The organism is Chromobacterium rhizoryzae (assembly GCF_020544465.1).
Taxonomy (GTDB): domain Bacteria; phylum Pseudomonadota; class Gammaproteobacteria; order Burkholderiales; family Chromobacteriaceae; genus Chromobacterium.
This window is the reverse complement of the sequence record NZ_CP066126.1, coordinates 1,176,065-1,203,061: the sequence shown is the minus strand read 5'-3', so window position 1 is coordinate 1,203,061 and position 26,997 is coordinate 1,176,065. Positions and strand designations below refer to the sequence as shown.

The following is a 26,997-nucleotide window of genomic DNA, read 5'->3' as shown; positions in this document are numbered from 1 at the left end:
CATCGGATTACTCCGCCAGCAGCGAGATGTCCGCCACGCGGTTGAACAAGCCGGCCAGACGCGCCAGCAAGGCGATGCGGTTGTTGCGCACCGCGGCGTCGTCCGCCATCACCATCACGCCGTCGAAGAAGGCGTCCACCGGCGCGCGCAGCGAGGCCAGCTGAGTCAGCGCGGCGGCGAAGTCGCGGGCGGCGAACTTATCGTCCACCTGCGGCGCCAACTGCTCGACGGCGGCGAACAACGCCTGCTCGGCCGCTTCGCCCAGCAGCGCCGGATTCACCGCGCCCACTTCGCCTTCGGCCTTCTTCAGGATGTTCTTCACCCGTTTGTTGGCAGCGGCCAGCGCGGCCGCTTCCGGCAGCGCCTTGAAGGCGGCCACGGCGGACAAGACCGCGCGCACTTCCGCCAGCCGGCTGGGCGAGAGCGCCAGCACCGCGTCGATCTCGTCGCCCTTGTAATCGGCGGCGAGGAAGTTCTTCAGGCGGTCCATCATGAAGCCGAACACCTCGTCGGCCACGGTGGCGGACAGCTTGCCGGCCGGGAAGGCCGCAGCGACGATGTTCAGCAGCGCCTTCAGGTCCAGATCCGCGTCCAGCGCCATGCGCACCACGCCCAGAGCGGCGCGGCGCAGGGCGAACGGATCCTTGTCGCCGGTGGGGATCAGGCCTATGCCCCAGATGCCGACGATGGTTTCCAGCTTGTCCGCCAACGCCACCGCGGTGGCGATCTTGCCTTCCGGCAGCGTGTCGCCGGCGAAACGCGGGTGGTAATGGCCTTCGATGGCGGCGGCCACTTCGGCGTGCTCGCCGTCGAACTGGGCGTAATACATGCCCATCACGCCCTGCAGCTCGGGGAATTCGCCCACCATGCCGGACACCAGGTCGGCCTTGGCCAGATAGGCGGCGCGAGCGGCCAGCGCGGCGTCGGCGCCCAGCTCATGGGCGATGGCGCCGGCGATGCTCTGCAAGCGCTCCACGCGCTCCAGCTGCGAACCGATCTTATTGTGGTAGACCACATTGGCCAGACGCGGCAGCCGGCTGTCCAGCCGCGCCTTCTGGTCCTGTTCGAAGAAGAACTTGGCGTCGGACAGGCGCGCGCGCAGCACGCGCTCGTTGCCGCCGACGATGAAGGACGGGTCCGCGGTTTCCAGGTTGGACACCAGCAGGAAGCGGTTCATCAGCTTGCCGGACGCGTCCAGCAGCGGGAAGTATTTCTGGTTCTGCTGCATGGTCAGGATCAGGCATTCCTGCGGCACGCGCAGGAATTCGGCCTCGAAGCCGGCTTCCAGCACCACCGGCCATTCCACCAGGCCGGTCACCTCGTCGAACAAGGCCTCCGGCGCGGCGATGGTGGCGTTCAGGCGGGCGGCGGCCTCGGCCAGCTTGTGGCGGATCAGTTCGCGGCGCGCGTCGAAGCTGGCCACCACCTTGCCGGACTCATGCAGGGTGCGGGCGTAAGCGTCGGCGTTGGCCACGGTCACTTCGCCCTCGGACAGGAAGCGATGGCCGCGGGTGCGTTGGCCGCTGTGCAGGCCCAGCACCTCGCCCGGCACCACCGCGTCGCCGTGCAGCATGATCAGGCCGTGCACCGGACGCACGAACTGCACGTCCAGGCTGCCCCAGCGCATCAGCTTGGGCGCCGGCAGCTTTTTCAGCGCCAAGGCCACCACGTCGGCCAGCACCGCGGCCAGCGGCTGGCCCTGCTTGACGCTCTCGTAGACGTACACGTCCTGCTTGCCGTCGCTCATCGTGGACAGCGCGGACACGTCCACGCCGCAGGAGCGGGCGAAACCGGCCAGCGCCGGCGTGGGCTGGCCGTCTTTCATCCCGGCGGCCACGGCCGGGCCCTTGCGGCTAATCTTCTGGTCCGGCTGCAAGGCGGCCACATCGGCCAACTGCACCGCCAGGCGGCGCGGCGAGGCGTAGACCGTCGCTTCGGCGTCGGCCGGCGCGAACTGCATCTTTTTCAGTTCGTCGCCTATGGTCTGGGCAAAGCTGGCGGCCAGCTTTTCCAACGCTTTGGGCGGCAGCTCCTCGGTGAGCAGCTCAATCAGCAATGTCTGGTTCATATTCACTCTAAAACTTAACGCTTGGCGGCCCCGGCGGCTTCGCAGATCACCTTCATCATGGCGTCGGCGACCGATCCGTTATACACGGGCTGCCATTTCCAGGCGTGACGCGGCACTGGAAACAGGGTTGAGAACAGGTGCTTGTTGTTGCGATCGAAATAATCGGAACTGACAAACACGTACTGGTACTTGCCGCAGTCGGCGTAGCCTACGCTGCGGCGGATATTGAATTTCAGCTTGTAGCTTTTCTCGTACTGGATCTTGTCGAACCGTTCCTGGTTGACGAAGTGCACCAGCCCGTCCTGCCCCAGCCACAGCGAATTGCCGTCTATCGCCAATTGCAGCGCCTTGCCGTCCTGATACGCCACCCAGTCGGCGGCGGGCTCGGCCTGCGCCGGCAGCGCCAGCGCGGCGCACAGACATGCGAAAAAGGCCTTCATGCGCATTCCCTCTGTCAAGAAACGGCCGGGGCGGCAAGCCAAGCTCAGGCCTGCCGGCACATCGGGAAACCCAGCGCTTCGCGGGCGTCGTAATACGCCTGCGCCACGCCGCGGGACAGGGTGCGGATGCGGCCGATATAGGTGGCGCGTTCGGTCACCGAGATCGCGCCGCGCGCGTCCAGCAGGTTGAAGGTGTGCCCGGCCTTGAGAATCATCTCGTAGGCCGGCAGCGGCAGGCTGGCCTCCAGCAGCGACTTGGCCTCGGCCTCGTAGTCGTTGAATTGGCGGAACAGCAGCTCGACGTTGCTGTGTTCGAACGCGTACTTGGACTGCTCCACTTCGTTCTGGAAGAACACATTGCCGTACGTGACCGGCTGGCCGTCCGGCAGATGGGTCCAGATCAGGTCGTAGACGTTCTCCACGCCCTGCAGATACATGGCCAGACGCTCCAGACCGTAGGTGATCTCGCCCAGCACCGGCTTGCAGTCCAGGCCGCCCACTTGCTGGAAATAGGTGAACTGGGTCACTTCCATGCCGTTCAGCCACACTTCCCAGCCCAGGCCCCAGGCGCCCAGGGTCGGGTTTTCCCAGTCGTCCTCGACGAAGCGGATATCCTGCACCGTCGGATCCAAGCCCAACTCCTTCAAGGAACCCAGATACAGTTCCTGGATATTGGACGGAGCCGGCTTCAGCACCACCTGGAATTGATGATGCTGGAACAGGCGGTTGGGGTTCTCGCCGTAACGACCGTCCGCGGGTCGACGCGACGGCTGCACATAGGCCGCGTTCCACGGCTCCGGCCCCAGCGCCCGCAGAAAGGTGGCGGTGTGGGAAGTCCCCGCGCCCACTTCGGTGTCGTAAGGCTGCAGCAAGGCGCAGCCCTGGCGGTTCCAATAGTGCTGGAGCGTGAGGATGATTTCCTGGAAGGTAAGCATAGAGGTGGCAAGCAAAGTGAAAAGTCAAAGGCAGATTCTACCGCCTAGCGCCCCCCGCGCAAAGCCAAGCCGTTGGCGGCAAATCAAAAAGGCCGGCGAAACGCCCCCGCGCCGGCCCGCCTCGCGCAGCGGCGCCTTCATTTGTCCGCCGCCGGCACCATATCCCGGAACTTGCGCTGGGTGTATTTGGCGTAGATGCGCTCCACGCTGCCGTCGCGGATCAGATCGCCTATCGTCGCGTCCAGCCTGGCCGCCAGCGCCGCCTGCCGGGCGCTGAAATTGGGCGACAGATCGGTGCGGTCTATCACCGGCTGCAAGATCTCCACGTTCGGCCGCAGGGAGGCGCCCCACACATCGCACAAGACGAACCGACGATGGCCACCGGTCAGCATCGCGTACAGCTGATCCTCGTCGTTGCTCGGCTCCAGCTTCCAGTTGGGATAGTTCAGAATCTTCGGCGTATAGGTGTAACCGCGCACCATGCCCACCGCCTGGCCTTGCACCAGCTTCCAGTCGAAGGATTTGACCGGCGAGCCGCGCTTGACGCACAAGGCCACCGGATAGCTGGAATAGACGTTCTTGAAGCGCGGCGTCTGAGCGGCCACTTCATTGTCTATCACCGCGTCGTAGTCGCCGGTCTTGACCCCGCGCAGGCAACGCTCCCAAGGCGCGGCCTCCATCGTCACCGGCACCTTCATCCGGCGGAAGGCCTCTTGCAGCACGTCGTGGCTGATGCCGGAATCCACCTTGCCGTTCTTCACATAGCTGAACGGCTGCCACTCCACCCCGCACAGTTTGACCGGGGCCTGCGCCGCCGCGCCCGCCGCCAGCAGACAGGCCCCGGCAGCCGTCATCCCTAGACTCGCCCGCATCGGCCTCTCCTTTCGTCCCGCTGTCCGCGACGATTTGTTATATGCCGGATCCGCGGCAATGCAAAGCCTGCGCCGCCAGCCGATCTGCCAGCGCCCGCCCCTTGGCCAGACAGTCCGGCAGCGACACCCCGTCCAGCCAGTTGGCGCAGACATGCAGGCCGCGCTCGCTCGCGGCCGCCGCCAGCGGCCGCAAGGCCGCCATCACCGCCGTGCCCTGCGGCAGCGCCTGCGGCCAACGCACGATGCGCTGGCTCAAGGGTTCGCCCTCCAGGCCGAACAGGCGCGCCAGCTCCAGGTTCAAGCGCCGCAACAAGGCCTGATCCGGCAAAGCGGCCAACTCCGGCTGGCGACGGCCGCCGATGAAGCTGGTCAACAAGCGCGAACCGGGCGCCGCCGTATGCGGATAGATCCGGCTGGACATCAAATGCCCCAAGGCCAAAGCCTGCTCGCTGGCCGGGTGCAAGCCGCCGAAACCCTCCAGCGGCCGGAGCAGCGTCCGCTCCGCCGCCACGGTGGCCACCACGGTCAGCGGCGCATAGGGCAGCGCCGCGCAGGCCCGCGCCCATTCCGGCTCGCAGGGTTCCAGCAGCCGCGCCGCCTGCGGCGCCGGCAAAGCCAGCACCACCGCGCTGGCCGGCTGCGGCCCCTGCGGCGTCCACAAGCGCCAGCCCTCGCCCGCGCGTTCCAGCGCCAGCGCCGGACAGCCCAGCCTCACGTCCAGATCTCTCGCCAGCCGCTCCGCCAGGCTGGACAGCCCGCCCGCCAGCGTGCACATCCGCTTGCGCCGGATCTCGCCGCGCCGCCAGCGCCGCCACATGCCCAGGGCCAGCGATCCCGCCTCCCGCTCCGCCGCCGCCAATGCGGGCAGGCATTCCCTCATCAGCAATTCTTCCGGATCGCCGGCGAACACGCCGCCGATGAACGGGTCCACCAGGGTGGCCAGCACCTCCTCGCCCAAGCGGCGCCGAAAAAAGGCCGCCACCGTTTCCGACGCGTCCGGCTCGGCGGGGCGGCGCCAAGGCTCGCTCAACAGCCGCCATTTGGCGCCCGGGCTGAAATAGCCGCCGGCCAACAGGGAGGCGGGGCCGTCGGGCAAGGCGCGGTAATGGCCGTGCCGCAGCACGAAGCGCCGCTGCGGCCCCGCCGCCGGCGCCAAGGGCGTCAGTCCCAGCTCCAGCAGCCATTGCCACAAGGCCTCATCCGCCAGCAAAGTATTGGGCCCCGCCTCCATCAAGCCCGGCGCCAGGTCCAGACTCAGCACCTTGCCGCCCACCCGGTCGGACGCCTCGTACACCACCGCGTCCACGCCGCGCCGGCGCAACTGCCAGGCGCAGGCCAGGCCGGACATTCCCGCGCCGATCACCGCAATCATTTCCCGTCCCCCTCAAAGCCAAAAGGCCGCCCAGCGGCGGCCCTCGATGGAAGACAGTATGCGGCAAGACGCCGGCCGGCCAATTGATCCGCCGCAAGCCGGCGCGCCGGCCTAGCGTTCCGGCGGGAACACGCCGCGTTGCTCGGCCTGCTCCAAGGCCTGCTCCAGCCATCCGGCCGCGGCGCGGCAGCCCTGCCTGACCCCCGGCATCACGCGCTCCAGCACCTGGGACTTGCGCACCTGCTGCTCCTTCCAGCCCTTGCCGTCGGAGTGCAGGTTCAACAAGGCCGGCGCCAGCCGGTCTATCGCATTGGCGAAACGCGCCTCCGCGGTAAAGCCTTGTTCGAACTCGTCCCACAAGGCCAACATTTCCTCCGCCTGCGCCTGCGGCAGCAGGTTGAACACCTGAGCCGCGCCGGCGCGTTCGGCCTCTTTCTCCTCAGGGCCTTCTCCTCGGTCGAATACGCTGACGTCGCCGGCGACGATTTCGCCGACATCATGCACCAGCAAGAGCCTGACCACTCGGTCCAGCGCCACCGGCTCGTTGGCGTGCGGCTGCAAGGCCATGGCGAGCATCGCCACCTGCCAGCTATGCTCGGCGGAGTTTTCCCGCCTCTGCTGCGAAGCGATCCAGTTTTTGCGGATCACTTCTTTCAATTTATCCAGTTCAAGGAAAAACTGGATGCTCTGGCTTAAGGCGGCATTACTCGTCATCACGGCTCCTGTGGATGCGGCGGCTCGCGTTCCGGCTCAGCGCCAGGGTCGGCCCGACAATGCCAAAACGATCAAAACCATTTCAATTCTACTCTACTTTCATAAACATCCATCAGGAACCGCTGACGCTCGAAGCCAGGGCCGCCTTGCCCGCCACCGGGTTGCCGTCGTCGCCCACCAGCAAAAAACGGACTTCCGCCTGCTCGACGGCGCAGGGCGGGGACGAATCCAAGGCCAGCGTCTCCGCCGTTAAGGGCGCCACCATCTCCGCCGCCAATGGCTGCGCCGGCCCCCTGGCGCAGGCCAGTTCCAGCGCGCGGAAGGTGGCGTAATAAGGGCTGGCGTTGTCGATGCGCAAACGCGGACCGTCCGTCCGCTGCTCCAGGGTGAAACGCAGTTGCTCCGGCAAGTCCTCAACCGAGACGGGCAGCTTGGCCGGCCGCATCAAGACCTTCATCTGAGTCCGCAGCGTGACGGTCAACGTCTGCGCGTCCGCCGGCAAGTCCGTCCGCGTCGGAGGGATTTCGTACAGGTTCAACCAGAACAACGATTCGCGATCCACGGGCAAGGGCACGCCGGTGGCGAGCAGGCGCAGACTGATCTGTCCCTTCGGGTTCAAGCGGAAGATAGGCGGAATGGGCATCACCGCCGCGCCCGCCGCTCCGGCCGCGTCCGGGCCGGACTCCAAATGACCGTCGTCGACCCAGGCCTGCACCACCACCGGATAGGGGTTGAGATTGACCAGTTGCAGCGACTGCTCGGCGCCGCCGGCCTCGAACACCACCCGCGTGGACTCCGCCATCAGGCCGGCCCAACTGCTGCCGCACAACAGGCACAACAGACCGCCCGCGCTCCAGCGCGCCCATGCGCTACTGGACACGGACCACCACTTGCGCGGTCGCGTTCAAGGAACCCGGCTTGACCTTCTTGCCCGGCAGGCGGATCAGCGTCGCGCGCATCCGGGCACGGTAATGGGTCAGACCGCTCTGGTTACCCGTCGCTTCCGCGTCCTGCAACACCGGATACCAGCCGGCTAGGGCTCCGCCGCCGGTGATCAGCTCATTGCTCAACAGGTTCAAGCGCTGGCCGCCCAGCCGGCTCAAGGCCACGCCCACGCCGGTGGCCACGGCGGGGTTGACCCCGTAACCGTCGGACAGCAGATGTGTGACCCCGCCGCCGCCGGTGCCCAAGCCCTCTTTCAAGGCCGCCTGGTAATTGGCGGCTTGCACCAGCACCCCCATCGCCGTCTGTCCCGCTCCGGTTCCGCTTTGAAAACCAGACAGGCCGATATTGGCCGGCGAGCCCGTCTGGCATTGCAGGTTGATCTCGATCGGCAGCGTACGCTGCCCGCCTTTCTCCATCTCAACCGCGCTGATGGGCGGAAAAGCCACTACCGGCGTCACCGTTACCACCCGGCAGCTGGCGGTTCTGCGGATCTTGACAGTGTTATACGGGTTGATGGAGCCGGGCCAGGCGTTGTAGAAGCCGGACCACTGCGTCGCATGATCCACGCCTTCGCCCAATAAGGGCGACAGGCCGCCGCCTTGAAACGCACTATAGGCGATGGGCTGTGTATACACCCAGTTCTGGCCAGCCACGCTGTCCTGCCAGCCGATATCTCCCGAGCCCTTGGACTGGCTGTACTTGAAGAACTCCACCTTGTAGTTGCTGAAATGCCGGGCCTTGATCAGATACCAGCCACGCGAATCCCGGTCGCGCGCCATGTCCAGTTTCAGCGGGCGTCGTTTCCAATAACGCGACGCGAACTCACCGGTATTCAAATTGGTCACCCGCGCCATCAAACCGCGCTGCACGGTGCGGTAAGCTTGCGGCAGGCCGATGGCGCTGCCCTCCTCGTCCTTGCCTGCCCAAAGGTTATCGCCATTGGTCGAATAATATTCGTAAAAAGTGCTCGGCCTTTCCTCCGGCGAGCAACGGAACAGCACTTGCTCCGGCGTATAACTGCCGATATTGTCGGAACCCAAATCGTAAATGCTCAGTATCTTGCTGCCCAGCAAAGTGCCATCCGGCTGGAAGACCTCATTGTTGATGTTGATGGTCATCGCCATCGCGCCCTGCCCGGCGGTATCCGTCGAACCCAACCAGGACCGCACTTCTCCCTTGCCCGGTTCAACATAATCCACATCGTTGGGATTGGTCGACGGCGCGGCGCGCGACACGCGATAGCACGCGGCCTCCGCCTGCGCGCTCCACAGCCCTCCCAGCAGCACGGCCAATAAGGCCGCCGCGCCATGCCTCCGCGCCGCGGCGTCAGTTTGAAATTTCATCTTGGTCCTCATTGTTTGAGCTGCGGCGCGCACTCCGCCTCCAGGCGGATAATCGGCCGGCTTGGCGCGTCGTCGGCCAGTTCATACGGCAGCGCGCACTGCCTGTCCGCCTCTTTGCCCCACTTCACCAGCAGGCGCGCCTTGCGGGAGGCCACCCGCGCATAGGCCTGCCCGCCCTGGCCCACCATGCCGATATTGGAGCCGTCTTCCGCGTACACCATCGCGCCCATGGGCAGGGCCTGGCCGTTTGCCAGCCGCCCCTTGATCAACAGCGCCTGGCCGCGGCGGGTGGCGAACTTCAGCCTGACCGCCGCGCCGGCGTAAGGCGCGGTGCGCAATTGGTCGCCTTGCAGCTCCACGCCATCGGCCAGGCCCTTGCTGTCCAGCGACACGTCGTTGTAACGGTAAGGGGTCAGCGACGGGATCAGCGCGTAACCGGCGCGGTCCACCTTGGCGCCCATGCCGTAGCGCACTTCCGCGCCTTTGGCGCCCGGCGCTTCCACCAGGCCGAAGGTTTCGCTCAGATAGGGGCCGAAGGTCACGCCGCCGCGGTGCACCGCCACCGCGCCGCGCGCGCTGGCGCCGGTTTGGGTGAAATTGCGTCCGCGCGAATAACTGCCGCCCACGGTGACCAGCGGGAAGCGCTTTTGCACATTGCCGCCCAATGCGGTGGCGCTGTTTTGCGAGGTCTGCGACACGTTGACGCCGTAGCTGACCGTCTGCGCCTCGTCCGCGGTGCCGCTCAAGGACAGTTGCAGATTGTTTTCACCGTCGCTGCGGCTGGTCGAGGCCGCCAACATCGGCGCGCGCCGGACCTTCCCCAAGGGCATGGATAGATTGAACATCACCGTATTGCGCACCCGTCCGCTGTCCAGCGGCTGAAATCTGGAGCCGCCGTCTTGCGGCTGCCCCATGCGCTGGCGCGCCACCGATACTCCGTAACTGATGGAACGGAACTGGTTCTGATAGCTGAGTTGCAGCTGGGTGTCCCGCTCCTTGCCGTTGTAGTAATCGCTGATCGCGGCGGACAGCCCCAGGCTGCCGTAATCGCCCAGCCGCTGGTTGACGCTGACGGTGAACTGGTTGCGCTGCTGGAAGCTGCCGGAGTTCCAGGTCCGGCCCTGCTTATAGGCCTCGCGCGCGCCCAGCGCGTCGACCAGATCGCGGTAGCCGCGAGTGGAGTAGCGATAGCCCGCCAAAGTAATGGACGTGGCGGTGGGCTGGATGGTGTGGCTGTAAGTCAGCGCCGCGCGCCAGCCGTGGATCTGGCTGCCGTCGCTGTCGCGGGAGCGCGACAATGTGGCGTCCGCGCCCAAGGCGCCGTAGCGAGACCCCCACACCGCCCCGCCCAGCAGCGCGGCGTAATTGGACGCCGCCCGCGCGCCCATATTGGCGGTCAAGGCGTTGCTGACGCCGCGCTGATAAGTGAAATCGGCGAACACCGGCTTGTCTTCCAGCGTATTGCGCAGCTGGCCCACCGTCAGGCTGTAACGCGTCTGGCCCGGCCGCATCGATCCCGGCACCGCGGCAAACGGCACGGTGAAACGCTTCACCTGTCCGTCCGCCTCCGTCACCTCCACCTCCAGGTCGCCCTGATAGCTGGTGGGGAACAGATCGTCGATCACGAAGGGCCCGGGCGCCACCACGGTCTGATAAATTTCCTGCTTGCCCTGACGCACCACTACCCTGGCGTTGGTGTCCGCCACGCCGCGCACCACCGGCGCGTAGCCGCGCACGGCTTCCGGCAGCATCCGGTCGTCGCTGCGTAGCTGCACGCCGCGATAGCTGAGCCCGCTCAGCAGGCTGCCGCCGGTGGAGCTGTCTCCTAACGTCAGCTCGCTCTGCAGGGCGGGCAAGGCGCGCTGCACATAGCTGCGGATATGATTCCAACGTCCGCCTCCGGCCATGCCGCTGCTGTAGTTGGATTGCTGGCGCAAACGCCACAGCCCCAGGTTCACCCCGGCATCGGCGGAAACGTAGTGATAGGTGTTGCTGATATCGCCGGTGCTGGAGCGGTAGCTGGTGGCGTCGTAGTTGAGGAAGCCGATGGCCGCGCCGACATCCAGATCCTCTTCCGCCACGTAGCCGCGCGGCAGCCGTTTCATCGCCGCCTGCGGCACCGACAGATTCAGACGCAGCCGCGGCAGGTCGAACTCGCTGCCGGCGCCGGGAATGCGCAGCGCCAGCGGCCAGCACGCCGCCGCGTCCTCCTCGTCCGGCGGCAAGCTTTCGGGCAAGACCCCCGCCTTGATCAGGAAAGCCCGATCCAGACAAGCGGACGTGGGGTGGTCTTCCTCGCGCCGGAAGCTCACGGTTTGGCGAGAGTAAAACGTGTTGTTGACGAAAACATCCACCAGATACTCGCCGGGGTCCACCTGGCTGGGCTTGTTGAAGCGCTCGATGTCGTCCGCCAGCGAGTTGCCTTGCAACAGCCGCTTGTCGAAACGGTAAGCCAAGAGCGCCGGCGCGGCCTCGGCCGTACCCGGCTCGGCCCAGGCCAAGCCAGGCGACAGGCAGACCGCGCCGGCGGCCAGCATGGGGGGAAGACCAGGAAGCCACTGGCCGCGATAGGAAGTTGAAGTCATATCCGGGGAATCACTCCGCTGCCACGGCGGCGGACTCGACTTCGTTCACGCCGCCGTAATCATTGACATGCTTGTAACGCACGGAGAGCGGCGCGCTGGTCTGCGTCAGCCCCGATACCGGCCAACTGGCTCGGGAAAACGGCGCCAGCATGTCCGCCTTGAAAGCGTGGGCCTTGCCGCCGCTCATCACCTCGCCGCCCATCAGCGTCAGGTAGTAGCCGCTGCGGTTGTCCGCGACCAATTGCCATGCGCGGCCCTGACGCTGCAAGGAGAAACGCAGTTGCTCCGGCGCCTGCTCAACCCGGCCCTGAATGCCCGCCGGGCGATAAAACAGCTTGAGCCGGCTGCGCAGCATCACCAGCATCTGGTTTTGCTCCGAGAACTCGCCGGTAACCGACGGGATCTGCAGCATGTTGAAGTAGTAGACCGACTCCCTGTCCTGCGGCAGCTCGCTGCCGTCGAACACCAGCCGCACGGTCTGACCCGCCTTGGGTTCCATGCGAAACACCGACGGCATGGCGGCGAACGGCGCCGAAGCGGACTCCGGCGTGGAGTCCACGTCGCCGGAATCCAGCCAGACCTGGACCACATTGGGCGTGGCGTCTTCGTTGCTCAGTTGGATGCTGCTCTCGCGAGCCTGGCCGGGATAAACGATGCGGGTGTTGTTCAGCACCACGCTGGCCCAGGCCGCCGGCCACGCCGTCAGCAGAATCAGTCCCGGCAGCAGCGCGCGCCGGAGCGCGGCGGCGCTAAACGCGCCGCGCTCCGGCTGACTGCCGCTAGGTTTACAAGTAGGAAACCGCATACTGCACGCTGCCCAGCACCGACCCTACGGTGGCGGCGCCTTCGGCGTAGTAGCGGACGGCGAACTTGTGCTCAGCCGTGGTTTTGCCTGCTTCCAATACCAGGCCCGACGCCTTGTAGCCGCCGGTCAGGTCGAACGGATTAGCCGGAGCAGCCGGGTCCAGCAATTGCAGGGCAACGTTCTTGGCGGTGCCGGTGTTAACGATATTGCCGTCCTTAGTCAGGCTATTGGCTACGAACACGGTCTTGATCTCGGTGCCGCCGGTGGGCGCCGCTTCACAACCGGTCAGACGGATGGTGAAATCGGTTTGCCCCGCCGCCGCGCCCGGCGCGCTCAGGCTGGTCGTCGGCACCGTAGGCAACAGAACCACCGGGTTGCTGTCATTACCGTTGATATCCACCTTGCAAGTCTGCGAAGACACTTCGCCCTGGAAGTTAATGGTGTTGCCCGCCAGCGCTAAAGTCGGCAGAAATAAACTGGCCAAAACGACGATCTTTTTCATGAAACGACTCTCCATTGATATTTAAATATCTTCAATTTCAAACTCGCCGAAAACCCTTTTAATCGAGCCCAAAATAAAGACAGGCCGATTGTACTTAGCCCCCCTAAACAGACAAATAGGATTTTTCCTAAAAAAATCATGTCGACACAAAAAAACGCAAACGCATTTACCAAAAACGAATTTACAATAACGATAAAATTAATATGTTTACAACAATCGAAATATTCTCAAAAATTACATAATGGATCTATTTATAGATAACCAAAACCACCAACTCAGTCCCCTGCCTTACATGGGTGCCATCCAGGCAATATGCGCCGTCCGCTCAGCCAGTATTGCCATATCTTGCGCCACATCAGCGTTTTCCAACCGAGCTTGACTCTGACATCTCCAAGGCCATAAGCGCCCCCTCCTAATGAATTCATCTCAGACAGTGTTATGTTTTAATACTATCCTTAACAGCTAACACCCTATCCATTTCACAAAAATAACCTATCAAAGCTTCAGAGAACATCATGTCAAGCGCCACGCCTGGCAGGAGAGTTTATAAAAACAAAAAGCCCCTTGCTCCAAGAGGCAAGGGGCTGTCATTTCCAGCCGGCGGCGCGCGGCCGCCGGCTGGATCAGACGCTTAGTTTAAAGCGGCGCCCACAGCGCGGGCTGCGAAGCCGGCGTCCAGCCTGCGCCTTCCCAAGCGGTATGCGGCTGCAAGCAGCGGTATTGCTTGCCTTCGAAGACGACGACCTGGCCGGCCTTGTAGTTTGCGCCTTCTTTCCAGGCGTCGCCCTCCACCGGCGGCGTGGTGCCGCTGTCGTCGGCCTTGACCGTCAGCGCATGCGCCGCGGTTTTCTCGCCCTTGCTGTTGCTGACCTTGACCTTGAAGTTGTAGGCGGTGTCCTGCTCCAGCGCCGGCGCCTTGAAATTGAGCGCGGCGGCGTTGAGCGCCAGGCCGGCGATCTTGGGCGTCACTTCCCACAGGTAGTTCAGATTGGTGCCGGAAGCGGCCGCGGCGGACAAGCTGACGTTGGCGCCGCTGTTGACGCTGGATGGGCCGCTGATGGTGACCTGGCCCGGAGCGATTTCGTCCGTCGGCGGCGGCTTGATTTCGCCCAAGGAGGTTTCGATTTCGAAGTTGTAGGCCTTGTTGAGACCATAGACCGCGTTTTCAGTGGCGCTTTCCAGCGGCTGAACCTGATTGTTCACCAGCTTGCCCACTTTGATGATGCTGGACTCCTGATTGACTTTCTGGGCCAGCGCGTACACCCATTTTTCCGGCTGCTGCTGACCGGCGCCCACGATGATTTCATGGCGCGCGATATCGCTGCCGCGAACGCGATCGAACACGCGCATGGTCACCTTCATGCCTGCGTTCAACACGACATTGCTCTTATTGACTACGCCGCTGTGTTGCCATTGGGTATTGCTCCGCACGATTTCCACGTCGGAGCAGGCATAGAACGCTTCGTTATTGTCGTTCGGGTCGCGCTGCCACACGTTGAACACCACTCGCTTGCCCTCCATCGTAGCCGGAATGGTCACTTGCAGATCCGTGTAAGCCACGGTGTGATTCGCCAGAGAGTCGCCGGGCTTCTTGCTCGGCGCTTTGGAATAACCCGCTTCGCCAATCAGGTCCAAGTCCTCCCAACGCAGGCCGTTGGCGGGGTTGTAGTTGTTATTGCTGATATAGGTCTTGAAATACTTGGTATCGTGCGGCGCGCTCTGAGCATAGCGGAAGGTCACGTTCCCATTAGTATCGGGGGTTAGTATCGTCGCCGTCGGCCAGTGCTGGGCATCGCCGTTGTCCAAAGCCGCCCAGTGAGCATCGACTTTACCACCGGCGCAGAGCCGGCCATCCGCCACCAGATCATGATGTTTGCCATCGGAAGCGGCTTGAGCATTGGCGGTCCAGTCTGAAGCCGCCATAGCCGCAGGCCCACAATTCTTGAATTTAGGATTGCTCCAGGCATCGCCTTGAAGTTGGCAAGCCACTTCGCGGCTTACCGGGAAAGACATGGAGCCATGGGCGCTGGCGGTGGACGGGACAATGGCCATCAGGGAGGCGGCGATCTGGCTCAGGGCCAACACGGGCAGGACGAGCTTGCCGGCGGTGCGAGGTGCGGTCATGTTCTAAAACCTTGATCTTAAGGGTTGGGTTGCCGCCCTCCCTGGCCGCCGTCGGCCGAGGAAGGGCTTGTCCGCATTGTTCCAAACCCTTGCCCGCCGCCCAATCATTCTCAATAAAAGCTAAAGTTCAGCGATTTTTAATCAATATCGGCCATCAAACGGCAAAAGCCCGACAGGCTTACGCCTGCCGGGCAGACCCCGAAACCGGGTCTTAAATCTGCGTCCAGCTGGGGCTCAGCCTGAAACGCGCGGCCATCCGGACATTACTTATCCTTGCACTGGCCATGCATGTCGGTCGAGCTTACCGGACGCCATACGCCCCACTGGCCGCCCGTGCCCGGCTTTTCGCCTCGGGTCCACCATCCGTTCATCCATTCCTCGCCCTGATATGTCACTTTGGCGCAAGGCTGGGCATAGGTCTTGGCCGCGTCCCAGGCACCGGCTACCGGCGGCTTGCCGCCTTCATCCTTGGCCTTGACCTCCAGCTTGTGCTCGGCGTTCTTGCTGCCCAGCGCATTGCTGACTTTGACCGTGAAGTTATAGCTGGTGTCCTGCTTAGGCTCCGGCGCCTTGAAATTGAGGGTGGCGGCGTCCAGCGTCAGGCCGGCGATGCTGGGCGACACCGTCCACCGGTATTTCAGATTGGTGCCGGCGGCGGCTTGGGCCGACAGGCTGACCATATCGCCGCTGTTGACGCTGCTCTGACCCTTGACGGTGACCTTGCCCGGCGCGATCTCGTCCACCGGCGGCTTGCCGCCCTCATCCGATTGTTCCAAGGCAAAGCTGTATTCCTTGCCCAGGCCGAACACGGTGTTGGCGGTGGCGTGCTTGACCGGCACCACTTGGCCGTTTTGCAATTGGCCCACCTTGACCACGCTGGATTTGGCGTTGACCGCGGTGGCCAGCGCATAGGTCCAGTCTTTGGCCGCGGTTTGACCGGCGGCGATCTTGATCGAATGCTTTTCAAGGTCCCCGCCCCGCAGCTTGTCGAAAACGCGCAGGGTGATGGTGGAGTCGGGCTTGGCCTCGAACGGGCTGGAGACCAGCGCGCCCAGCGGTTTGAAGTCCGCGCTGTTGGCCACGATGTTCACGTCCGAGCAGCTGTAGAAGGCTTCGGCGCTGTCGCTGCGCTGCCATACGTTGTAGATCACGCGCTTGCCCTGCATGCCGGCCGGGATCTTGACGTCCAGCTTGGTCTTGGCGCTGGGCGCCACCGCGCCGGAATCGCCGATCAGTTGCAGATCGTCCCACTGCAGCGGACGCTTGAAGTCGTAGGAGTCCTTGCTGATATAGGATTTGAAATAGGCGGTCTGGTGCTGGGCGGACTGATGATAAGTCATCGTGTATTTGCCGTCCGGTCCCGGCTGTATGCTGGTGGCCGGCCAATCGACGCCAGCGTCCAGGCCGCTGAATCTTGCGTTGCCGCCGGCGCACAGCTTGCCATTGGGCACCACTTGCTGGTGATTGCCGCCGGCGCCGCCTTGCAGCACGCTGCTCCAGTCGTACATCGCCTGTGCGCCGCCGCTTTGCTTGACGGCCTGGCAACCCGGCGTTCCCGGATTTTCCGGATTGTCCGCGGTGCGGCAGTAGTAGATGCGGCTGATCGGCTCTTCCATCGTGCCGTGGGCGGAGGCGGCGGCCGGAGCCAGCAGCATCAGGGAAGCGGCGATCTGGCTCAGCGCCAGAGCAGGCAGGGCGAACGTGCCTGCGGAGCGGGGTGCGGTCATTGTTGAAACCTTAATTTAAGGGATTGGGTGACAGCCCTCTCCAACCGCCATCGGCTGGGAAGGGCTTGCCCGCATTGTTCCAAACCCTGGTGCGGCCCCCAATCAATCTCAACAGAAGCTCAAGCCGGCGGCCGCGCCTAGCGCTCTCCTCCCTCGCTCTCCACCCACGGCGCCAGCAGCAGAAATTCGCTGCCCAGCCGGCTTCTGGATTTGACCTCGACGCGGCCGCCGTGGGCCTGCATCACGGCCTTGACGAAGGGCAGGCCCAGGCCGGCGCCATCGCGACGGCCTTCATCCACCTGATAGAACGGCTCGAATAGCCGCGGCAAGGCGTGTTCCGGAATGCCTATGCCCTGGTCCACCACGCTGATGCCGGCCATGTCCCCCCAGCGCGCCAGCCGCAGCACGATGTGGCTGCCGGCCGGCGAGTACTTGACGGCGTTGTCCAGCACATTGACCACGGCGCGCAGCAGCATGTCGTAATGGCCGCGCACCCACAGCGCTTCCATCGCCTCCGGGCCGTGCAGCACGATGCGCTTTTGGCGGGCGCCGGCCTCGATCTGGTCCATTGCGTCTTCAGCCAGATCGGTCAAGGCCACCGGCAGAAAGCCGGCCGGGTCCAGTTGCTCGGCGCGGGAGAGGCGCATGAAGTCCTGCGCCACGCGCAGGCTGTAGTTCACTTGCCGGCGCAGATCGTTGAAGAATTGGTCCTGCCGCGGCCCGGTCTCGCCGCCGCGTTGTTCTATCATCGCCAGCATGGTGGTCAGCGGATTGCGCAGATCGTGCGCCATCTGCCGCAGCACGCGCCGGTCGCCGGACACGCTGGCCTTGACGCTTTGCAGGTCGACCAGGCTGATCAGACTGCTGGACAGGCCGTCGCACAGTTCCGGACAGGGCGTGACCAGCAACATGTGTTCGCCCTGGCTGCTGCGCACTTCCTCCACGCCGATGTTGCCGCTGTGAAGCGCTTTTTCGCGCGCCCGCCCGGCCAGGCCCAGCACCCAGGCTTCGGCCTCCTCCGGCGCGCCTTGCTCGCACAGCAGCTTGCGCGCCGCCTGGTTGCTGAGGATGATTTTGCCGCCCTGCTCGAAGAAGATCGGATAGGGCAGCATATTGAGCACGCTGACGTAGGAGTTTTGCCAGGCGCGCATCTGCCGCATCAGCCGTTCGATTTCGTCGGCGCCGGACTCGGGCTCCTGGCCGCGCAGCGGCAGGTCCATGCCGGCTTCGCGCAAGCTCTGCCGCATCGCCTCCATTTCCTGCCGCAGCAAGAGATGAGTCTTGGTCTGCCAGCGCCAGGCGCAGCCGGCGTAGATCAGCAAGCCGCCTGTCAGCGGCGAGCTGACCGGAATCCAGATCTGGGTTTGCAACAGCAAGAGGGTGGACGTCAGCCAGCAGCCGCCCAGCCACAGCCAGGCGCGGCCGTGCATGCGCGCCGGCGGCGCCAGCAGGCAGACCAGCAGCAGGCCGAACATGAGGCCGAAGTTGACCAGCAGCTTGTACGGGGCGGCCAGCAGGGTGACCGGCCCGTGGTTCATCAGGGTCTGGGTTTGCAAGGCCAGGATCTGGCTGCGGGTATGGCCTTCGCGGTCCAGCGGGTAACGGTTGGAGCGCAGGCCCTTGAACGGGTCCAGCGCCAGATGGCCGACAAAGACGATCTTGTTGTGAAACGCCTGCCGCGGCACCGCGCCGGTCAGCACGTCCAGCATCGAATACTGCTGGATGCGGTGGTGGGCCGGCAACACCAGCAGCCAGCCGTCGGCTTGCGGCGCGCAACGCCGCCAGAACGCGGTCAGACAGCGGGTGTTTTCCCGCGGCGGCAGTTCATAGCCGGCGACGCGGATGGCTTCCATCACCATATGCGGCGCCAGCTTCCGGCCATGCTGCTTGTAGGGAACGATGCCGGTGACCACGCTGCGGTCCCCTATCAAGAGGTCGCGGTGCCCCAGCCCGGCCGCGGCGGCGTAAACGGCGGAGGGCTCGGGACCGTCCCGCCCCGGCGCGGCGGGGGCGTCGGGCGGCAAGGCCAACACCACGCGGCCGTGGCGCCGGATGGCGTTCGCCAGCATGCCTTCGTCCCGGCGCGACAGCAGGTTCATGTTCAGCGCCACGCTGTCGGCCTGCTCCAGTCTTTGCAGCAGCACGGCGTAGAGCACGTTGCCGTTGACTTCCTCATGGCCCAGCGCCTGCACCGTGGCCTGGTCGACATTGACGAGCACGACATCGTGTTCGTCGTCTTCGGTTTGCAAGGCGGAGAGCAGTTCGAAGTACAGCCGGTCCAGCGAGTGGAACAAGGCGTCCTGGTTGGGGATGGCGAACACCACCAGCAGCAGGACGAAGGCGATCAGAAAGCGCGCGTCGTGCCGGTGTCCGCGCCGGAACGCTTGGCAAAGCCATTTCATAAGACGGCCCAAGCGCGAAAAAAGGACGCGGCCAGCCAAGCCGGCGCCTCATTCAAGGAGCAGCTCAAGGCGAGACCGGCCGAAGCCCTTGGGCGCGCATGCGGGAAATGCGGGCACGGGAGACGGCCGTCGGCGCGCAATGCCAGAGTCAACGCGCAGCGGGTTGCAAGCGGGTCCTCAGACCCGCTCCAGCCGGTAACCGTAGTTGTACACGGTGGAGATCACCATGCCGTTGCGCGGCCGCAGGCCCAGCGCCGAGCGCAGATTGCTGACATAGGTGGCCAGGCTGGCGTCGTATTTGCGGTCCGCCTGGCCCCAGATGCGCTGGCTGAGAAAGTCCTTGGTCAGGATGCGGCCCAGGTTGCGGAACAGCAGCGTGGCCAACGCGAATTCCCGCGCTGGCAGCGTGGCGGCCTTGCCGCCGGGCAAGCTGACGCTGCGCGCTTCCGGATGGAAGGTGTAGCCGCCGGCCTCGAACGAGGCCTCCGGATTCCCCAGCCGCTGTTGCTTGCGAAACTGGGCGTTCAGCCGCGCCAGCAGCTCGCGCTCGCGGATCGGTTTTTGCAGATAGTCGTCGGCGCCGTGCTCCAGCGCCAATACGATGTCTTCTTCGTCGTCGCGCTGGGTCACCATCAGGATGGGCAGCGCCGACGGCAGCTTGGCGCGCGCCCATTTGAGCACCTCGACGCCGTTTCGGCCCGGCACCTCCCAATCCAGCAGCATCGCGTCGCAGCGCTGCTGTCGGAATTGGGCGACGAACTGGTCGCCGTCGGCACAGGCGACGGCTTGATGGCCATATTGTTCCAGCAGCTTGACCACGCTGGCGGTTTGGAGCGGACAGTCTTCTAAAATAGCAACAATCATCATATGCGTTTCGGTTGAAAGCGACGGACTCGCGGCGGGAGCGGAAGCGGCGCGCCTTTGGAGCCGCGGCGCGGCCGCGGGCGCAAAAGCGTTGGAAAGCCGCTGTCATCGGTCGCCAAAGAGGGTGATTCTTACGGAAGCATGGTCCGGGAATCTATAGGAGTACTCCTAACTTTCTCAATAATTCCTAAATTAATCCGGATGCATTGAGCCGAAACAAAACACAAATCATGCCTTTAGAATAAATCCGCCCGCCGCCGGCCTCACGGCGCGGCCGGCGCCAGGAACACCCATTGCCGATAGCTGCCCTTGTCTGCGAAGTCGCCCAGCTCCGCGGCGAAGCCCCGCTGCTTCAAGGGCCGGCCTTCCGCCAGGCTGTGCACGCCGACGATGCCGCCGTCCGCGCCCTTGATCAGCCCCCATTCCGGCTTGCCCGTGAGCGGATCGGCGTAGAGGCGGCGCAGGTGGCGGCGGGTGAAGGGCACGCGTTCGTCCTTGAGCAGGGCGTCCAGCGTTTTGGGATAGGCCGGCGCGGGGCCGGAACGGTGGTAGGAGGCGATGGCGCGCTGCAATTGCAGGCCGATGTGCAGCAGCTCTTCTTCCTTGTCGCCTTGTTGTTGCCGGCTCCAGGTGCCGGCCGCCGCGCCCAGGGCCGCGCTCATGGCCAGCACCAGCGTCAGCGCCCCCAGATAGGCCAGCCCGCGCTGCTTACCAGCTGCCATAGCGGCTGCCGTCCAGGCCGGTTCCCGGCGCGCCGCTGGCCACGTCGCCGACGCCGCCCTCCTCCGCCGGTTTGGCTTGCCAACCGTCGCGCCGGCCGGCGATGGGATCGAGCGGCAGTTCGCGCAGATAGCGGCCGGCCACCAGTTCTTGCAAGGCGGCCGGATTGGCGCCGTGGTCGGCGCGGTAGTCGTCTATCGCCTGACGCAGCGCGGCCAGATTGTGGCGCAGCACGGTTTCGCGGGCGCGGTCCTGCTGTTTGAAATAGTTGGGGCCGATCAGGGCCATCAGCGCGCCGATGATGCTCATCACCACCAGCAGCTCGATCAGGGTGAAGCCGCGCGCCGCTTCACCATTGTTGGTAGGGTATGCCATTGATGCCCTTTCTGAGGCTCTTGGAACGGATGTCGTATACGTCGCCGCCGGAGGCGAAGGCTTCCGCCGAGCTGTCGTAGCCGCGCGTGTCCCAGCTCGCCGCCGGGTCCGCGCCGTCGCAGCTTTCGCACATCGGATCCGCCGGCAGACGGCGCAGGAAATAGAGCTTGCCGCCGCCGGCGTCGCTCTTGTCCGGCACGCCGTCCACCAGGCTGGCTAGGCTGGGCGGATAGCCGCTCCGATCCGGAGAAGCGTCTATCTTCTTGTCCGTCACCGCCTGCCGGTAGGCGTCGATGGCCGTGCGGATCTGGCGCAGGCTGTGGCGAAGCTCGGCCTCCTGGGCGCGCCGTCTGGCCAGTTCGCTCAGCGGCAGGCTGGCGCTCAGCAACAGCGCCAACAGGGTGAGCGCGGCCAGCGTCTCGATCAGGGTGAAACCGGTTTGACGCGGCATAAGCACCTCAGGGCGCGGCCAGCGGGCTGTCCAGCGCCGGCGCGGAAGCGCCCCGCGCGGGCGCGGCAGCGGGCGGCTGCGCCTCGGTCCGCAGCGGTTCCACGCTCAGCCGGCTTTCGGTGCCGGAATGGAAATAGCTGTTGGAGGCGGCCGGCAGGTCCAGCGCCCGTTCTATGCGCGGGGTCAGCAGCAGGATCAGCTCGGTGTTTTCGACGCCGCGCTTCTGGCTGCCGAACAGGCCGCCCAGCCAGCTCAGGGTGCTGAGACCGGGCAGGCCGCTGCTGCTGCGGTCGTGCTGCTGTTTGACCAGGCCGGCCAGCACCTGGGTTTCGCCGTCGCGCGCGGTCATCACGGTTTCGGCGTTGCGGGTGCTCATCGGGTAGACGGTGCCGCCGCCGGCGGTCTTGACTTCGCTCTTGAGGTTGCTGACTTCCATATTGACCTTGACGCTGACCTCGTTGCTGAGGCTGATCCGCGGCTCCACTTGCAGGATCAGGCCGACGTCCTGGTAGTTGACCGATTCCGTCACCACGCCGTTGGCGTTGGTGGTGGTGACCACCGGCACTTTCTCGCCTATCTTGATGCTGGCCTTTTCCATATTGCGCACGCGGATCTTGGGGTTGGCCAGCACCTTGGTCTTGCCCTGTCTTTGCAGCAGTTTGATCGCCGCGCCCAGATCGCCGCCGTTGCTGCCGCCGACGCCGATGCCGTCGCGGTTCAGGCCCAGCAGATCGCCCACCGTCACCCTGTCCGAGCCCTCTTTCGGCAGCACCGAAAACCGCAGTTCCGCCGGATAGTCGACGCCGACGTCGAGCATGTCGTTGGTGTTCACTTCCAGCACTTGCACGTCCATGGTGACTTCGGACTGGGCGATGTCCAGGCTGGCCACCAGCCGCTCTATCACCGCCATCACTTCCGGCGTGTCGCGCACGATCACCGCATTGGTGCGCTCGTCCAGATGCACGTTCTTGGGCGAGCTGATCTGGCGCAGCGCGGCCAGCACCTGGCTGGCGTTGGCCTGGCTCAGGTAGAAGGCGCGGGTCATGAGCTCCCGGTATTCCTTGGCTTTTTCCGAGCGCGCCGGATAAATCAGCATGCTGTGCCGGCTGAGCACTTTTTTCTCCAGCTGATGGGTGCGCAGCAGCAGATTGATGGCGTCTTCCGCCGTGGTCCGGCTGGCGACGATGCTGGCCGGGGCGGCGACGGGCACTTCCGGATCGAACACGAAATCGATGCCGGCCAATTGCGAGATGGCGTCGAAGATGCTGGAAATCGGCTGAACCTTGAAGTTCAGCGTCACCGGCTGGCGCAACGCCTCGGCCAGGCTGGGGCGCGCGTCGCGGCGGGCGGCCTCCCGGCTTTGCAGCTCGTCGCGCAAGGCTTGCGCCTGCCGGTAACCGGGCTGCTCCTGCAGGATGCGGCCCAACCGCTCCAAAGCCTCTTGCGGGCGCTGCGCGCCGATTTCGGCGGCGGCGTCCAGCTCCAGTTTCAGCCGCAGCCGGCGCTCCAACTGCCGTTTCAGCTGCTGGGCGCGCATGTGCTCCGGCGCCAGCGCCAGCAGGCGGCTCACCTCCGCCAGCGCGGCCGCGTCGTCGCCGGTGTCCATCTTGGTCTTGGCCGCCCGCAAGGCCTCCTCCGCCAGCGCCGCGCTCTTGGCCACGACGTTTTTGCGGCGTTCCACATCGTCGGGCTTCTGCCGCAAGGCGGTTTCGGCCGCGCGCAATTGTTCTTCCGCGCCGGGCTGATCGGCCGGGCCGAAGATTTTCTTGACCGGTCCGGGCAGCGCGCATCCGCCCAGGGTCAAACCGAGGGCGAGGGCCAGCAGTGTGGGTTTGCAATGTTTCATGATGCCTAATGCCTGGTGAAAACGGCGTCGTCGCGGTGGCGGCGACGCCTCAGTGAGCCAATGGAGTCAGCGGGATCGAGTGCTCCCGCCCTTCGGCGTCCAACAGCAGCGCGCGCTCCGCCTCCAGGGCCTTGAACGTGTATTGCTCCGTCAGCCGGGCGCCCGGCTGCAGCGCATTGGGCGTCTTGCAGCCGACGCAGAGCAGGTAGCTGCGCGCCCGGCCTTCCAGCACCACCACGCGCTGGCCATCCTGCCGCCATTCGCCCACAGCGCTGAACGGCGGCGGCCCGGCTTCCAGCGGCGGCGGCGGCAAGGGCGCCGCCAAGACCGGAGCGGCGTCCGCCGCCGGGACGACGGGCTTGGCCTCTTCGCGCAGCGACGCCCAGCTCTGGACCGGAAACAGGTCGACGCCGTCGGCCCGCGGCTCTTGCGCCTGGGCCAAGGCCGCCCAGGCTAGCGCGAGGCCGCTCAGCCAATGGGCCCGCCGCCTCATTGTCCGGCTCCCAGCAGGCTGAAGCGCATGCGCATGCTCAAGGTCGCGGCATCGGTTCGCGCCCGGTCCAGCGTCAGCGCCTCCAAGCGCAACAGCGGTTGCGCCGTCAGCGCGCCCAGCGCCGCCATCAGTTCCGGATAGCGCCCGCTGGCGCTCAGCTCCACCGAGACGCGGCGCAGCGCGCCGCCGGCTTCCGCCTCTTCGCGATAACTGGCCTCATGCACGCTCAGGCCGGACTGGCGCAGCTGCTCCAGCAAGGCCAGCTTGCGCGGGGCCAGCGCCAGCCGCAGCTGGGCCTGCCATTGCCGCTCGCGCCCCGCCGTCGCCGGCAAGGCGGGCGTCGGCGCGCTCAATTGCTGGCGGCGCTGTTGCAGATCCGCCTGCCGCGTCTCTTGCTCCAGCGCGCCGAAGACCAACAGCAGGCCGCAGGCCGCCAGCGACAGCCGGCCGCCGCGCCCCAGTCGGCAGGCCAGCGTCTGCCGATGCCAGCGCAGCCGGGCCCGCCAATGACTTCCGCCGCCGGCCGGCCGGCCGCCGCGTTTAAAGGCCGCCAGCCAGCGGCCGGCGTCTCGCATCCAGGCCCTCATCGCTCAGCCACCTGCACCGTGGCCAGCACCGCCTGATTGGGATCGCCGGGCTTAAGCCCGTGCCGCAGCAGCCGCGCCCGACCATGGCCGGACGACTGGTTCAGCCTCTCGACGAAATGGAACACTTCCCGCACGTCCGCCGCGCTCAGTTCCAGCCGGGCCTGCTTGCCCGCGCCCTCAAGATGCAGGGACAAGATGCCCAGCCGCGGCGACCAGGCTTGTTCTATCGCCCGCAGCAGCGCCGGGCGCAGCCGGGTTTGATCGTCGCCCTGGACCAGCAGCAACGCCTGGGCCTTGCGCGCCTCCGGCGAGGCGGCCTGGGCGCGGCGCTGTTCGCGCTCGCGCAGAAAACGCTGTTGCTCCTGCCGCCGCTCCCAGGCCGCGGTGTCCTCCGCCAACCGTTCCAACTCCCACTGCCGCCAGCCCAGCGCCGCCAGCAGCATCAACAAGAGCATGGCGGCGACGCCGGCCAGCGGCGCGCTCGCCTCGGGGCGGCTGAAGTCCAGACCGCGGGCGTTCAGGCGGCGCATGGCTGGCTCGCAAGCAAGGGATGGGCAAGGCCCAGCCAACGCGCCCGCGCCGCCGGCGGCTGTGCCGGGTCATGGGTCGCGCACCAATCGTAGTCGCCGCCGGGCTCGCGGCCGCACAGCGCCTCCGCCGCCGCCACGCCCTCGGCCGCGCTCTGTCCCGGCGCCAGCGCCAGGGTGATCAGATCCTCCCAGCCGCGCTCGCCGCGCCACAGGCAGGTGACGGCCCCGGCCTCCGCCAACACCAGCGCGTCCGACGCCAACGCGCGCGGATGAGCTTGCAGGCAGGACGACAACAGATCGCGGCAGCCGGCCAAGCGCCAGCCGGCCGCCCGCGCCGCCGCGCTCAAATCGGCCAGCAGCGGGGCCTGGGCGGCGAAGGCCAGCCGCGCCGCGCCGTAAGCCGCCGGCGCCAGGCGGATGTCCAGTTCGCCCGCGACGCCGCGCTCGCGCAGCAGACCCCGCGCATAGGCGCGCCACTGGGCGCGCTGCCCGGACAAGCCGTCTTGCCACGGCAAGAGCTGGCTGTGCGCCCACGGATAGCCCAAGAGCAGCCGCACGCGGTTGCGCCAGGCCGGACGCCGGCGCGCGGCCCCGCCCAGCAGCATGGCCAGCGCCTCGGCCGGTTTGCCGTGATGGCGGCAACGCCGCGGCTGGGCCGGGGCGCCGGCCGGCGGCAGCAAGGTCGCCAGTTCGGCGTCGATCAACACGGTTCTGTCATTCCATGGCCACGGCACGGCTGACCTCCTGATAGGTGGTGAGTCCGCGCGCCACCGCCTCGAGGGCGGCGTCGCGCAGCGATTGATAATCGGCGCATTGCGCCAGCGCCTGCTGGCGCTTCTGCGGCGAGCGCTCCAGCAGCGCTTCCTTGAGCCGGCTGTCCAGGCGCAGCACTTCCGCCAGCGCGATGCGGCCGTGGAAGCCGCCGCCGCGGCAGTGCTCGCAACCGGCGCCGGCGCAGACGACGCACAGCCGGCGCACCAGGCGCTGCGACACCACGCCGTTGAGCGCTTCCAGGAAAGTGGCCGCTTCCACGCCCATGTAGAGAAAGCGGTCTATCACGCTGAAGGCGTCGTTGGCGTGCACCGAGGACAGCACGCGGTGGCCGGTCAGCGCGGACTGCACCGCGATGGCCGCGGTTTCGGCGTCGCGGATCTCGCCCACCAGAATGGTGTCCGGATCGTGGCGCAGGATGGAGCGCAGGCCGCGGGCGAAGGTCAGGCCCTTTTTCTCGTTGACCGGGATTTGCAGAATGCCGGCCATCTCGTACTCCACCGGGTCTTCGATGGTGATGATCTTTTCCTCGCCGGTATTGATCTCCGCCAGCGCGCCGTACAAGGTGGTGGATTTGCCGCTGCCGGTGGGCCCGGTGATCAGGGTCAGGCCGTAGGGCAGTTGCGCCAGCGCGCGCACGCGGCGCGCGGTTTCGCCGTGAAAGCCCAGGCTGTCCAGGTTCAGGCTGTCGCCGCGCTGGGATTTGTCCAGCAGGCGCAGCACCGCGTTTTCGCCGTGGGCGCCCGGCATGATGGACACGCGGAAGTCCACTTCGCGGCCTTGCAGCGCCACCTTGAAGCGGCCGTCCTGCGGCACGCGCTTTTCCGCGATGTCCAGGCTGGACAGCACTTTCAGCCGCGACATGGTCTGGCTGGCCGCCAACTGCCCCGGCACCTTGCGTATGGCCTGCATCACGCCGTCGATGCGGTAGCGTATCTGCAGCCCGTCGTCGCGGGACTCCAGGTGGATGTCGCTGGCGCGGCTTTGCAGCGCGTCGTACAAGGTCATGTTGACCAGGCGGATCACCGGGCTTTCGTCCTTGGCCAGGCTGGTCAGCGAGATAGACTCCACCGCCTTGGCCAGGCTGTCCTCGGCCAGATCCACCGCCGCGCCGTCCATCACCCGCTCGCGGGCCTCCGCCTGTTTCAGCCAGGCGTCGGCCACGCCGGGCAGGCTGAGGGCGAAGCGCTGGCCGCGGCCCAACAGCCGGTTTTGCAGGCCGAGACGCGCGTCCAGCCGCAGCGGTTCGGCCAGCAGCAGGTACAATTCGCCCCGCCACTCCAGCGGCACCGCCCGGCAGGACAGCGCTTCCGGCAGCGGCAGCAGATCGAAGCGCGCCGCCGCCTCCCCCACCTGGGCCTCGCTCAGCGCGGCCAGGCCCAGCAGCCGCGCCGCCTGCGGCAGGCTGGCCGGCTCGCGCTCCAGCTGCCGGTTCAGCAGCTCGGCCATCGGCAGGTCTTCCTCTCCGCTCTCGCGCCGCCATTGCCAGCCGGCCCTCGTCGTCGGGTCCATCAATGCTCGCATCA

At 65.9% G+C, this 26,997-nt stretch carries 24 protein-coding genes; all 24 read right to left on the bottom strand.

From position 1 onward, the window contains the following. Window positions 1–7 precede the first annotated feature (7 nt). Window positions 8–2,068, bottom strand: coding sequence for a glycine--tRNA ligase subunit beta (gene glyS / locus JC616_RS05485; RefSeq protein ID WP_227107129.1), 2,061 nt, complete (start codon window positions 2,066–2,068; stop codon window positions 8–10). Between the two features lie 14 nt (window positions 2,069–2,082). Continuing rightward, on the bottom strand, window positions 2,083–2,508 hold the full coding sequence (locus JC616_RS05480) for a surface-adhesin E family protein (protein ID WP_227107127.1): 426 nt from the start codon (window positions 2,506–2,508) through the stop codon (window positions 2,083–2,085). Window positions 2,509–2,552: 44 nt separating this feature from the next. Continuing rightward, complete coding sequence (glyQ, locus tag JC616_RS05475) at window positions 2,553–3,443, bottom strand: glycine--tRNA ligase subunit alpha (protein ID WP_107798300.1); 891 nt, start codon at window positions 3,441–3,443, stop codon at window positions 2,553–2,555. Between the two features lie 137 nt (window positions 3,444–3,580). Further along, entirely contained in the window at window positions 3,581–4,315 is a 735-nt protein-coding gene (locus tag JC616_RS05470; protein WP_227107125.1) for a substrate-binding periplasmic protein, read from the bottom strand. A 37-nt stretch (window positions 4,316–4,352) separates the two neighbouring features. Next, a complete protein-coding gene (gene hemG / locus JC616_RS05465; protein ID WP_319792921.1) occupies window positions 4,353–5,687 on the bottom strand; it encodes a protoporphyrinogen oxidase in 1,335 nt (444 codons plus the stop codon). Between the two features lie 111 nt (window positions 5,688–5,798). After that, window positions 5,799–6,401, bottom strand: coding sequence for an HD domain-containing protein (locus JC616_RS05460; protein WP_227107123.1), 603 nt, complete (start codon window positions 6,399–6,401; stop codon window positions 5,799–5,801). Window positions 6,402–6,513: 112 nt separating this feature from the next. Next, entirely contained in the window at window positions 6,514–7,281 is a 768-nt protein-coding gene (locus JC616_RS05455; protein WP_227107121.1) for a fimbrial biogenesis chaperone, read from the bottom strand. Beyond that, the gene (locus tag JC616_RS05450; RefSeq protein WP_227107120.1) at window positions 7,271–8,689 is read right to left on the bottom strand and encodes a fimbrial protein; all 1,419 of its coding nucleotides are present in this window, start codon (window positions 8,687–8,689) and stop codon (window positions 7,271–7,273) included. The genes JC616_RS05455 and JC616_RS05450 overlap by 11 nt, the downstream gene beginning before the upstream one ends. Before the next feature lie 8 nt (window positions 8,690–8,697). After that, window positions 8,698–11,274 (bottom strand): fimbria/pilus outer membrane usher protein, encoded by a 2,577-nt coding sequence (locus JC616_RS05445; protein WP_227107119.1) that lies wholly within the window; start codon window positions 11,272–11,274, stop codon window positions 8,698–8,700. Window positions 11,275–11,284: 10 nt separating this feature from the next. Next, window positions 11,285–12,079: a fimbrial biogenesis chaperone gene (locus JC616_RS05440; protein WP_227107118.1), complete on the bottom strand. Its 795-nt coding sequence runs from the start codon at window positions 12,077–12,079 to the stop codon at window positions 11,285–11,287. Next, window positions 12,060–12,581 carry a fimbrial protein gene (locus JC616_RS05435; protein ID WP_107798293.1) on the bottom strand — a complete coding sequence of 174 codons (522 nt, stop codon included), beginning with the start codon at window positions 12,579–12,581 and terminating at the stop codon, window positions 12,060–12,062. Before JC616_RS05435 ends, JC616_RS05440 begins: the two co-directional genes overlap by 20 nt. A gap of 636 nt (window positions 12,582–13,217) precedes the next feature. Further along, the gene (locus JC616_RS05430; protein ID WP_227107117.1) at window positions 13,218–14,705 is read right to left on the bottom strand and encodes a lytic polysaccharide monooxygenase; all 1,488 of its coding nucleotides are present in this window, start codon (window positions 14,703–14,705) and stop codon (window positions 13,218–13,220) included. Between the two features lie 263 nt (window positions 14,706–14,968). Beyond that, window positions 14,969–16,432: a lytic polysaccharide monooxygenase gene (locus JC616_RS05425; protein ID WP_227107116.1), complete on the bottom strand. Its 1,464-nt coding sequence runs from the start codon at window positions 16,430–16,432 to the stop codon at window positions 14,969–14,971. Window positions 16,433–16,569: 137 nt separating this feature from the next. Further along, a complete protein-coding gene (locus JC616_RS05420) occupies window positions 16,570–18,834 on the bottom strand; it encodes a sensor histidine kinase (protein WP_227107115.1) in 2,265 nt (754 codons plus the stop codon). Between the two features lie 177 nt (window positions 18,835–19,011). Next, entirely contained in the window at window positions 19,012–19,701 is a 690-nt protein-coding gene (locus JC616_RS05415; RefSeq protein WP_227107114.1) for a response regulator transcription factor, read from the bottom strand. A gap of 260 nt (window positions 19,702–19,961) precedes the next feature. Next, complete coding sequence (locus JC616_RS05410; protein WP_227107112.1) at window positions 19,962–20,420, bottom strand: type II secretion system protein; 459 nt, start codon at window positions 20,418–20,420, stop codon at window positions 19,962–19,964. Next, the gene (locus tag JC616_RS05405; protein ID WP_107798286.1) at window positions 20,407–20,793 is read right to left on the bottom strand and encodes a type II secretion system protein; all 387 of its coding nucleotides are present in this window, start codon (window positions 20,791–20,793) and stop codon (window positions 20,407–20,409) included. Before JC616_RS05405 ends, JC616_RS05410 begins: the two co-directional genes overlap by 14 nt. Further along, complete coding sequence (locus JC616_RS05400; RefSeq protein ID WP_227107109.1) at window positions 20,768–21,244, bottom strand: type II secretion system protein; 477 nt, start codon at window positions 21,242–21,244, stop codon at window positions 20,768–20,770. Before JC616_RS05400 ends, JC616_RS05405 begins: the two co-directional genes overlap by 26 nt. A gap of 7 nt (window positions 21,245–21,251) precedes the next feature. Continuing rightward, window positions 21,252–23,090 carry a secretin N-terminal domain-containing protein gene (locus tag JC616_RS05395; RefSeq protein WP_227107107.1) on the bottom strand — a complete coding sequence of 613 codons (1,839 nt, stop codon included), beginning with the start codon at window positions 23,088–23,090 and terminating at the stop codon, window positions 21,252–21,254. 49 nt (window positions 23,091–23,139) lie between these two features. Continuing rightward, complete coding sequence (locus JC616_RS05390; RefSeq protein WP_227107105.1) at window positions 23,140–23,583, bottom strand: hypothetical protein; 444 nt, start codon at window positions 23,581–23,583, stop codon at window positions 23,140–23,142. After that, window positions 23,580–24,170, bottom strand: a complete 591-nt coding sequence (locus JC616_RS05385; RefSeq protein ID WP_227107104.1) for a GspMb/PilO family protein — start codon at window positions 24,168–24,170, stop codon at window positions 23,580–23,582. Before JC616_RS05385 ends, JC616_RS05390 begins: the two co-directional genes overlap by 4 nt. After that, the gene (locus JC616_RS05380; protein ID WP_227107102.1) at window positions 24,167–24,700 is read right to left on the bottom strand and encodes a hypothetical protein; all 534 of its coding nucleotides are present in this window, start codon (window positions 24,698–24,700) and stop codon (window positions 24,167–24,169) included. Before JC616_RS05380 ends, JC616_RS05385 begins: the two co-directional genes overlap by 4 nt. Further along, entirely contained in the window at window positions 24,688–25,407 is a 720-nt protein-coding gene (locus tag JC616_RS05375; protein ID WP_227107100.1) for a hypothetical protein, read from the bottom strand. Before JC616_RS05375 ends, JC616_RS05380 begins: the two co-directional genes overlap by 13 nt. 7 nt (window positions 25,408–25,414) lie before the next feature. After that, window positions 25,415–26,995, bottom strand: coding sequence for a GspE/PulE family protein (locus tag JC616_RS05370; protein WP_227107098.1), 1,581 nt, complete (start codon window positions 26,993–26,995; stop codon window positions 25,415–25,417). Between the last annotated feature and the right edge of the window lie 2 nt (window positions 26,996–26,997).

Excerpts from the sequence above, each read along its gene's own strand:
- glyS (WP_227107129.1), bottom strand. The coding sequence starts at position 2,068 with ATGAACCAGACATTGCTGATTGAGCTGCTCACCGAGGAGCTGCCGCCC.
- JC616_RS05480 (WP_227107127.1), bottom strand. The coding sequence starts at position 2,508 with ATGAAGGCCTTTTTCGCATGTCTGTGCGCCGCGCTGGCGCTGCCGGCG.
- glyQ (WP_107798300.1), bottom strand. The coding sequence starts at position 3,443 with ATGCTTACCTTCCAGGAAATCATCCTCACGCTCCAGCACTATTGGAAC.
- JC616_RS05470 (WP_227107125.1), bottom strand. The coding sequence starts at position 4,315 with ATGCGGGCGAGTCTAGGGATGACGGCTGCCGGGGCCTGTCTGCTGGCG.
- hemG (WP_319792921.1), bottom strand. The coding sequence starts at position 5,687 with ATGATTGCGGTGATCGGCGCGGGAATGTCCGGCCTGGCCTGCGCCTGG.
- JC616_RS05460 (WP_227107123.1), bottom strand. The coding sequence starts at position 6,401 with ATGACGAGTAATGCCGCCTTAAGCCAGAGCATCCAGTTTTTCCTTGAA.
- JC616_RS05450 (WP_227107120.1), bottom strand. The coding sequence starts at position 8,689 with ATGAAATTTCAAACTGACGCCGCGGCGCGGAGGCATGGCGCGGCGGCC.
- JC616_RS05445 (WP_227107119.1), bottom strand. The coding sequence starts at position 11,274 with ATGACTTCAACTTCCTATCGCGGCCAGTGGCTTCCTGGTCTTCCCCCC.
- JC616_RS05440 (WP_227107118.1), bottom strand. The coding sequence starts at position 12,079 with ATGCGGTTTCCTACTTGTAAACCTAGCGGCAGTCAGCCGGAGCGCGGC.
- JC616_RS05435 (WP_107798293.1), bottom strand. The coding sequence starts at position 12,581 with ATGAAAAAGATCGTCGTTTTGGCCAGTTTATTTCTGCCGACTTTAGCG.
- JC616_RS05430 (WP_227107117.1), bottom strand. The coding sequence starts at position 14,705 with ATGACCGCACCTCGCACCGCCGGCAAGCTCGTCCTGCCCGTGTTGGCC.
- JC616_RS05425 (WP_227107116.1), bottom strand. The coding sequence starts at position 16,432 with ATGACCGCACCCCGCTCCGCAGGCACGTTCGCCCTGCCTGCTCTGGCG.
- JC616_RS05420 (WP_227107115.1), bottom strand. The coding sequence starts at position 18,834 with ATGAAATGGCTTTGCCAAGCGTTCCGGCGCGGACACCGGCACGACGCG.
- JC616_RS05415 (WP_227107114.1), bottom strand. The coding sequence starts at position 19,701 with ATGATGATTGTTGCTATTTTAGAAGACTGTCCGCTCCAAACCGCCAGC.
- JC616_RS05410 (WP_227107112.1), bottom strand. The coding sequence starts at position 20,420 with ATGGCAGCTGGTAAGCAGCGCGGGCTGGCCTATCTGGGGGCGCTGACG.
- JC616_RS05405 (WP_107798286.1), bottom strand. The coding sequence starts at position 20,793 with ATGGCATACCCTACCAACAATGGTGAAGCGGCGCGCGGCTTCACCCTG.
- JC616_RS05400 (WP_227107109.1), bottom strand. The coding sequence starts at position 21,244 with ATGCCGCGTCAAACCGGTTTCACCCTGATCGAGACGCTGGCCGCGCTC.
- JC616_RS05395 (WP_227107107.1), bottom strand. The coding sequence starts at position 23,090 with ATGAAACATTGCAAACCCACACTGCTGGCCCTCGCCCTCGGTTTGACC.
- JC616_RS05390 (WP_227107105.1), bottom strand. The coding sequence starts at position 23,583 with ATGAGGCGGCGGGCCCATTGGCTGAGCGGCCTCGCGCTAGCCTGGGCG.
- JC616_RS05385 (WP_227107104.1), bottom strand. The coding sequence starts at position 24,170 with ATGAGGGCCTGGATGCGAGACGCCGGCCGCTGGCTGGCGGCCTTTAAA.
- JC616_RS05380 (WP_227107102.1), bottom strand. The coding sequence starts at position 24,700 with ATGCGCCGCCTGAACGCCCGCGGTCTGGACTTCAGCCGCCCCGAGGCG.
- JC616_RS05370 (WP_227107098.1), bottom strand. The coding sequence starts at position 26,995 with ATGCGAGCATTGATGGACCCGACGACGAGGGCCGGCTGGCAATGGCGG.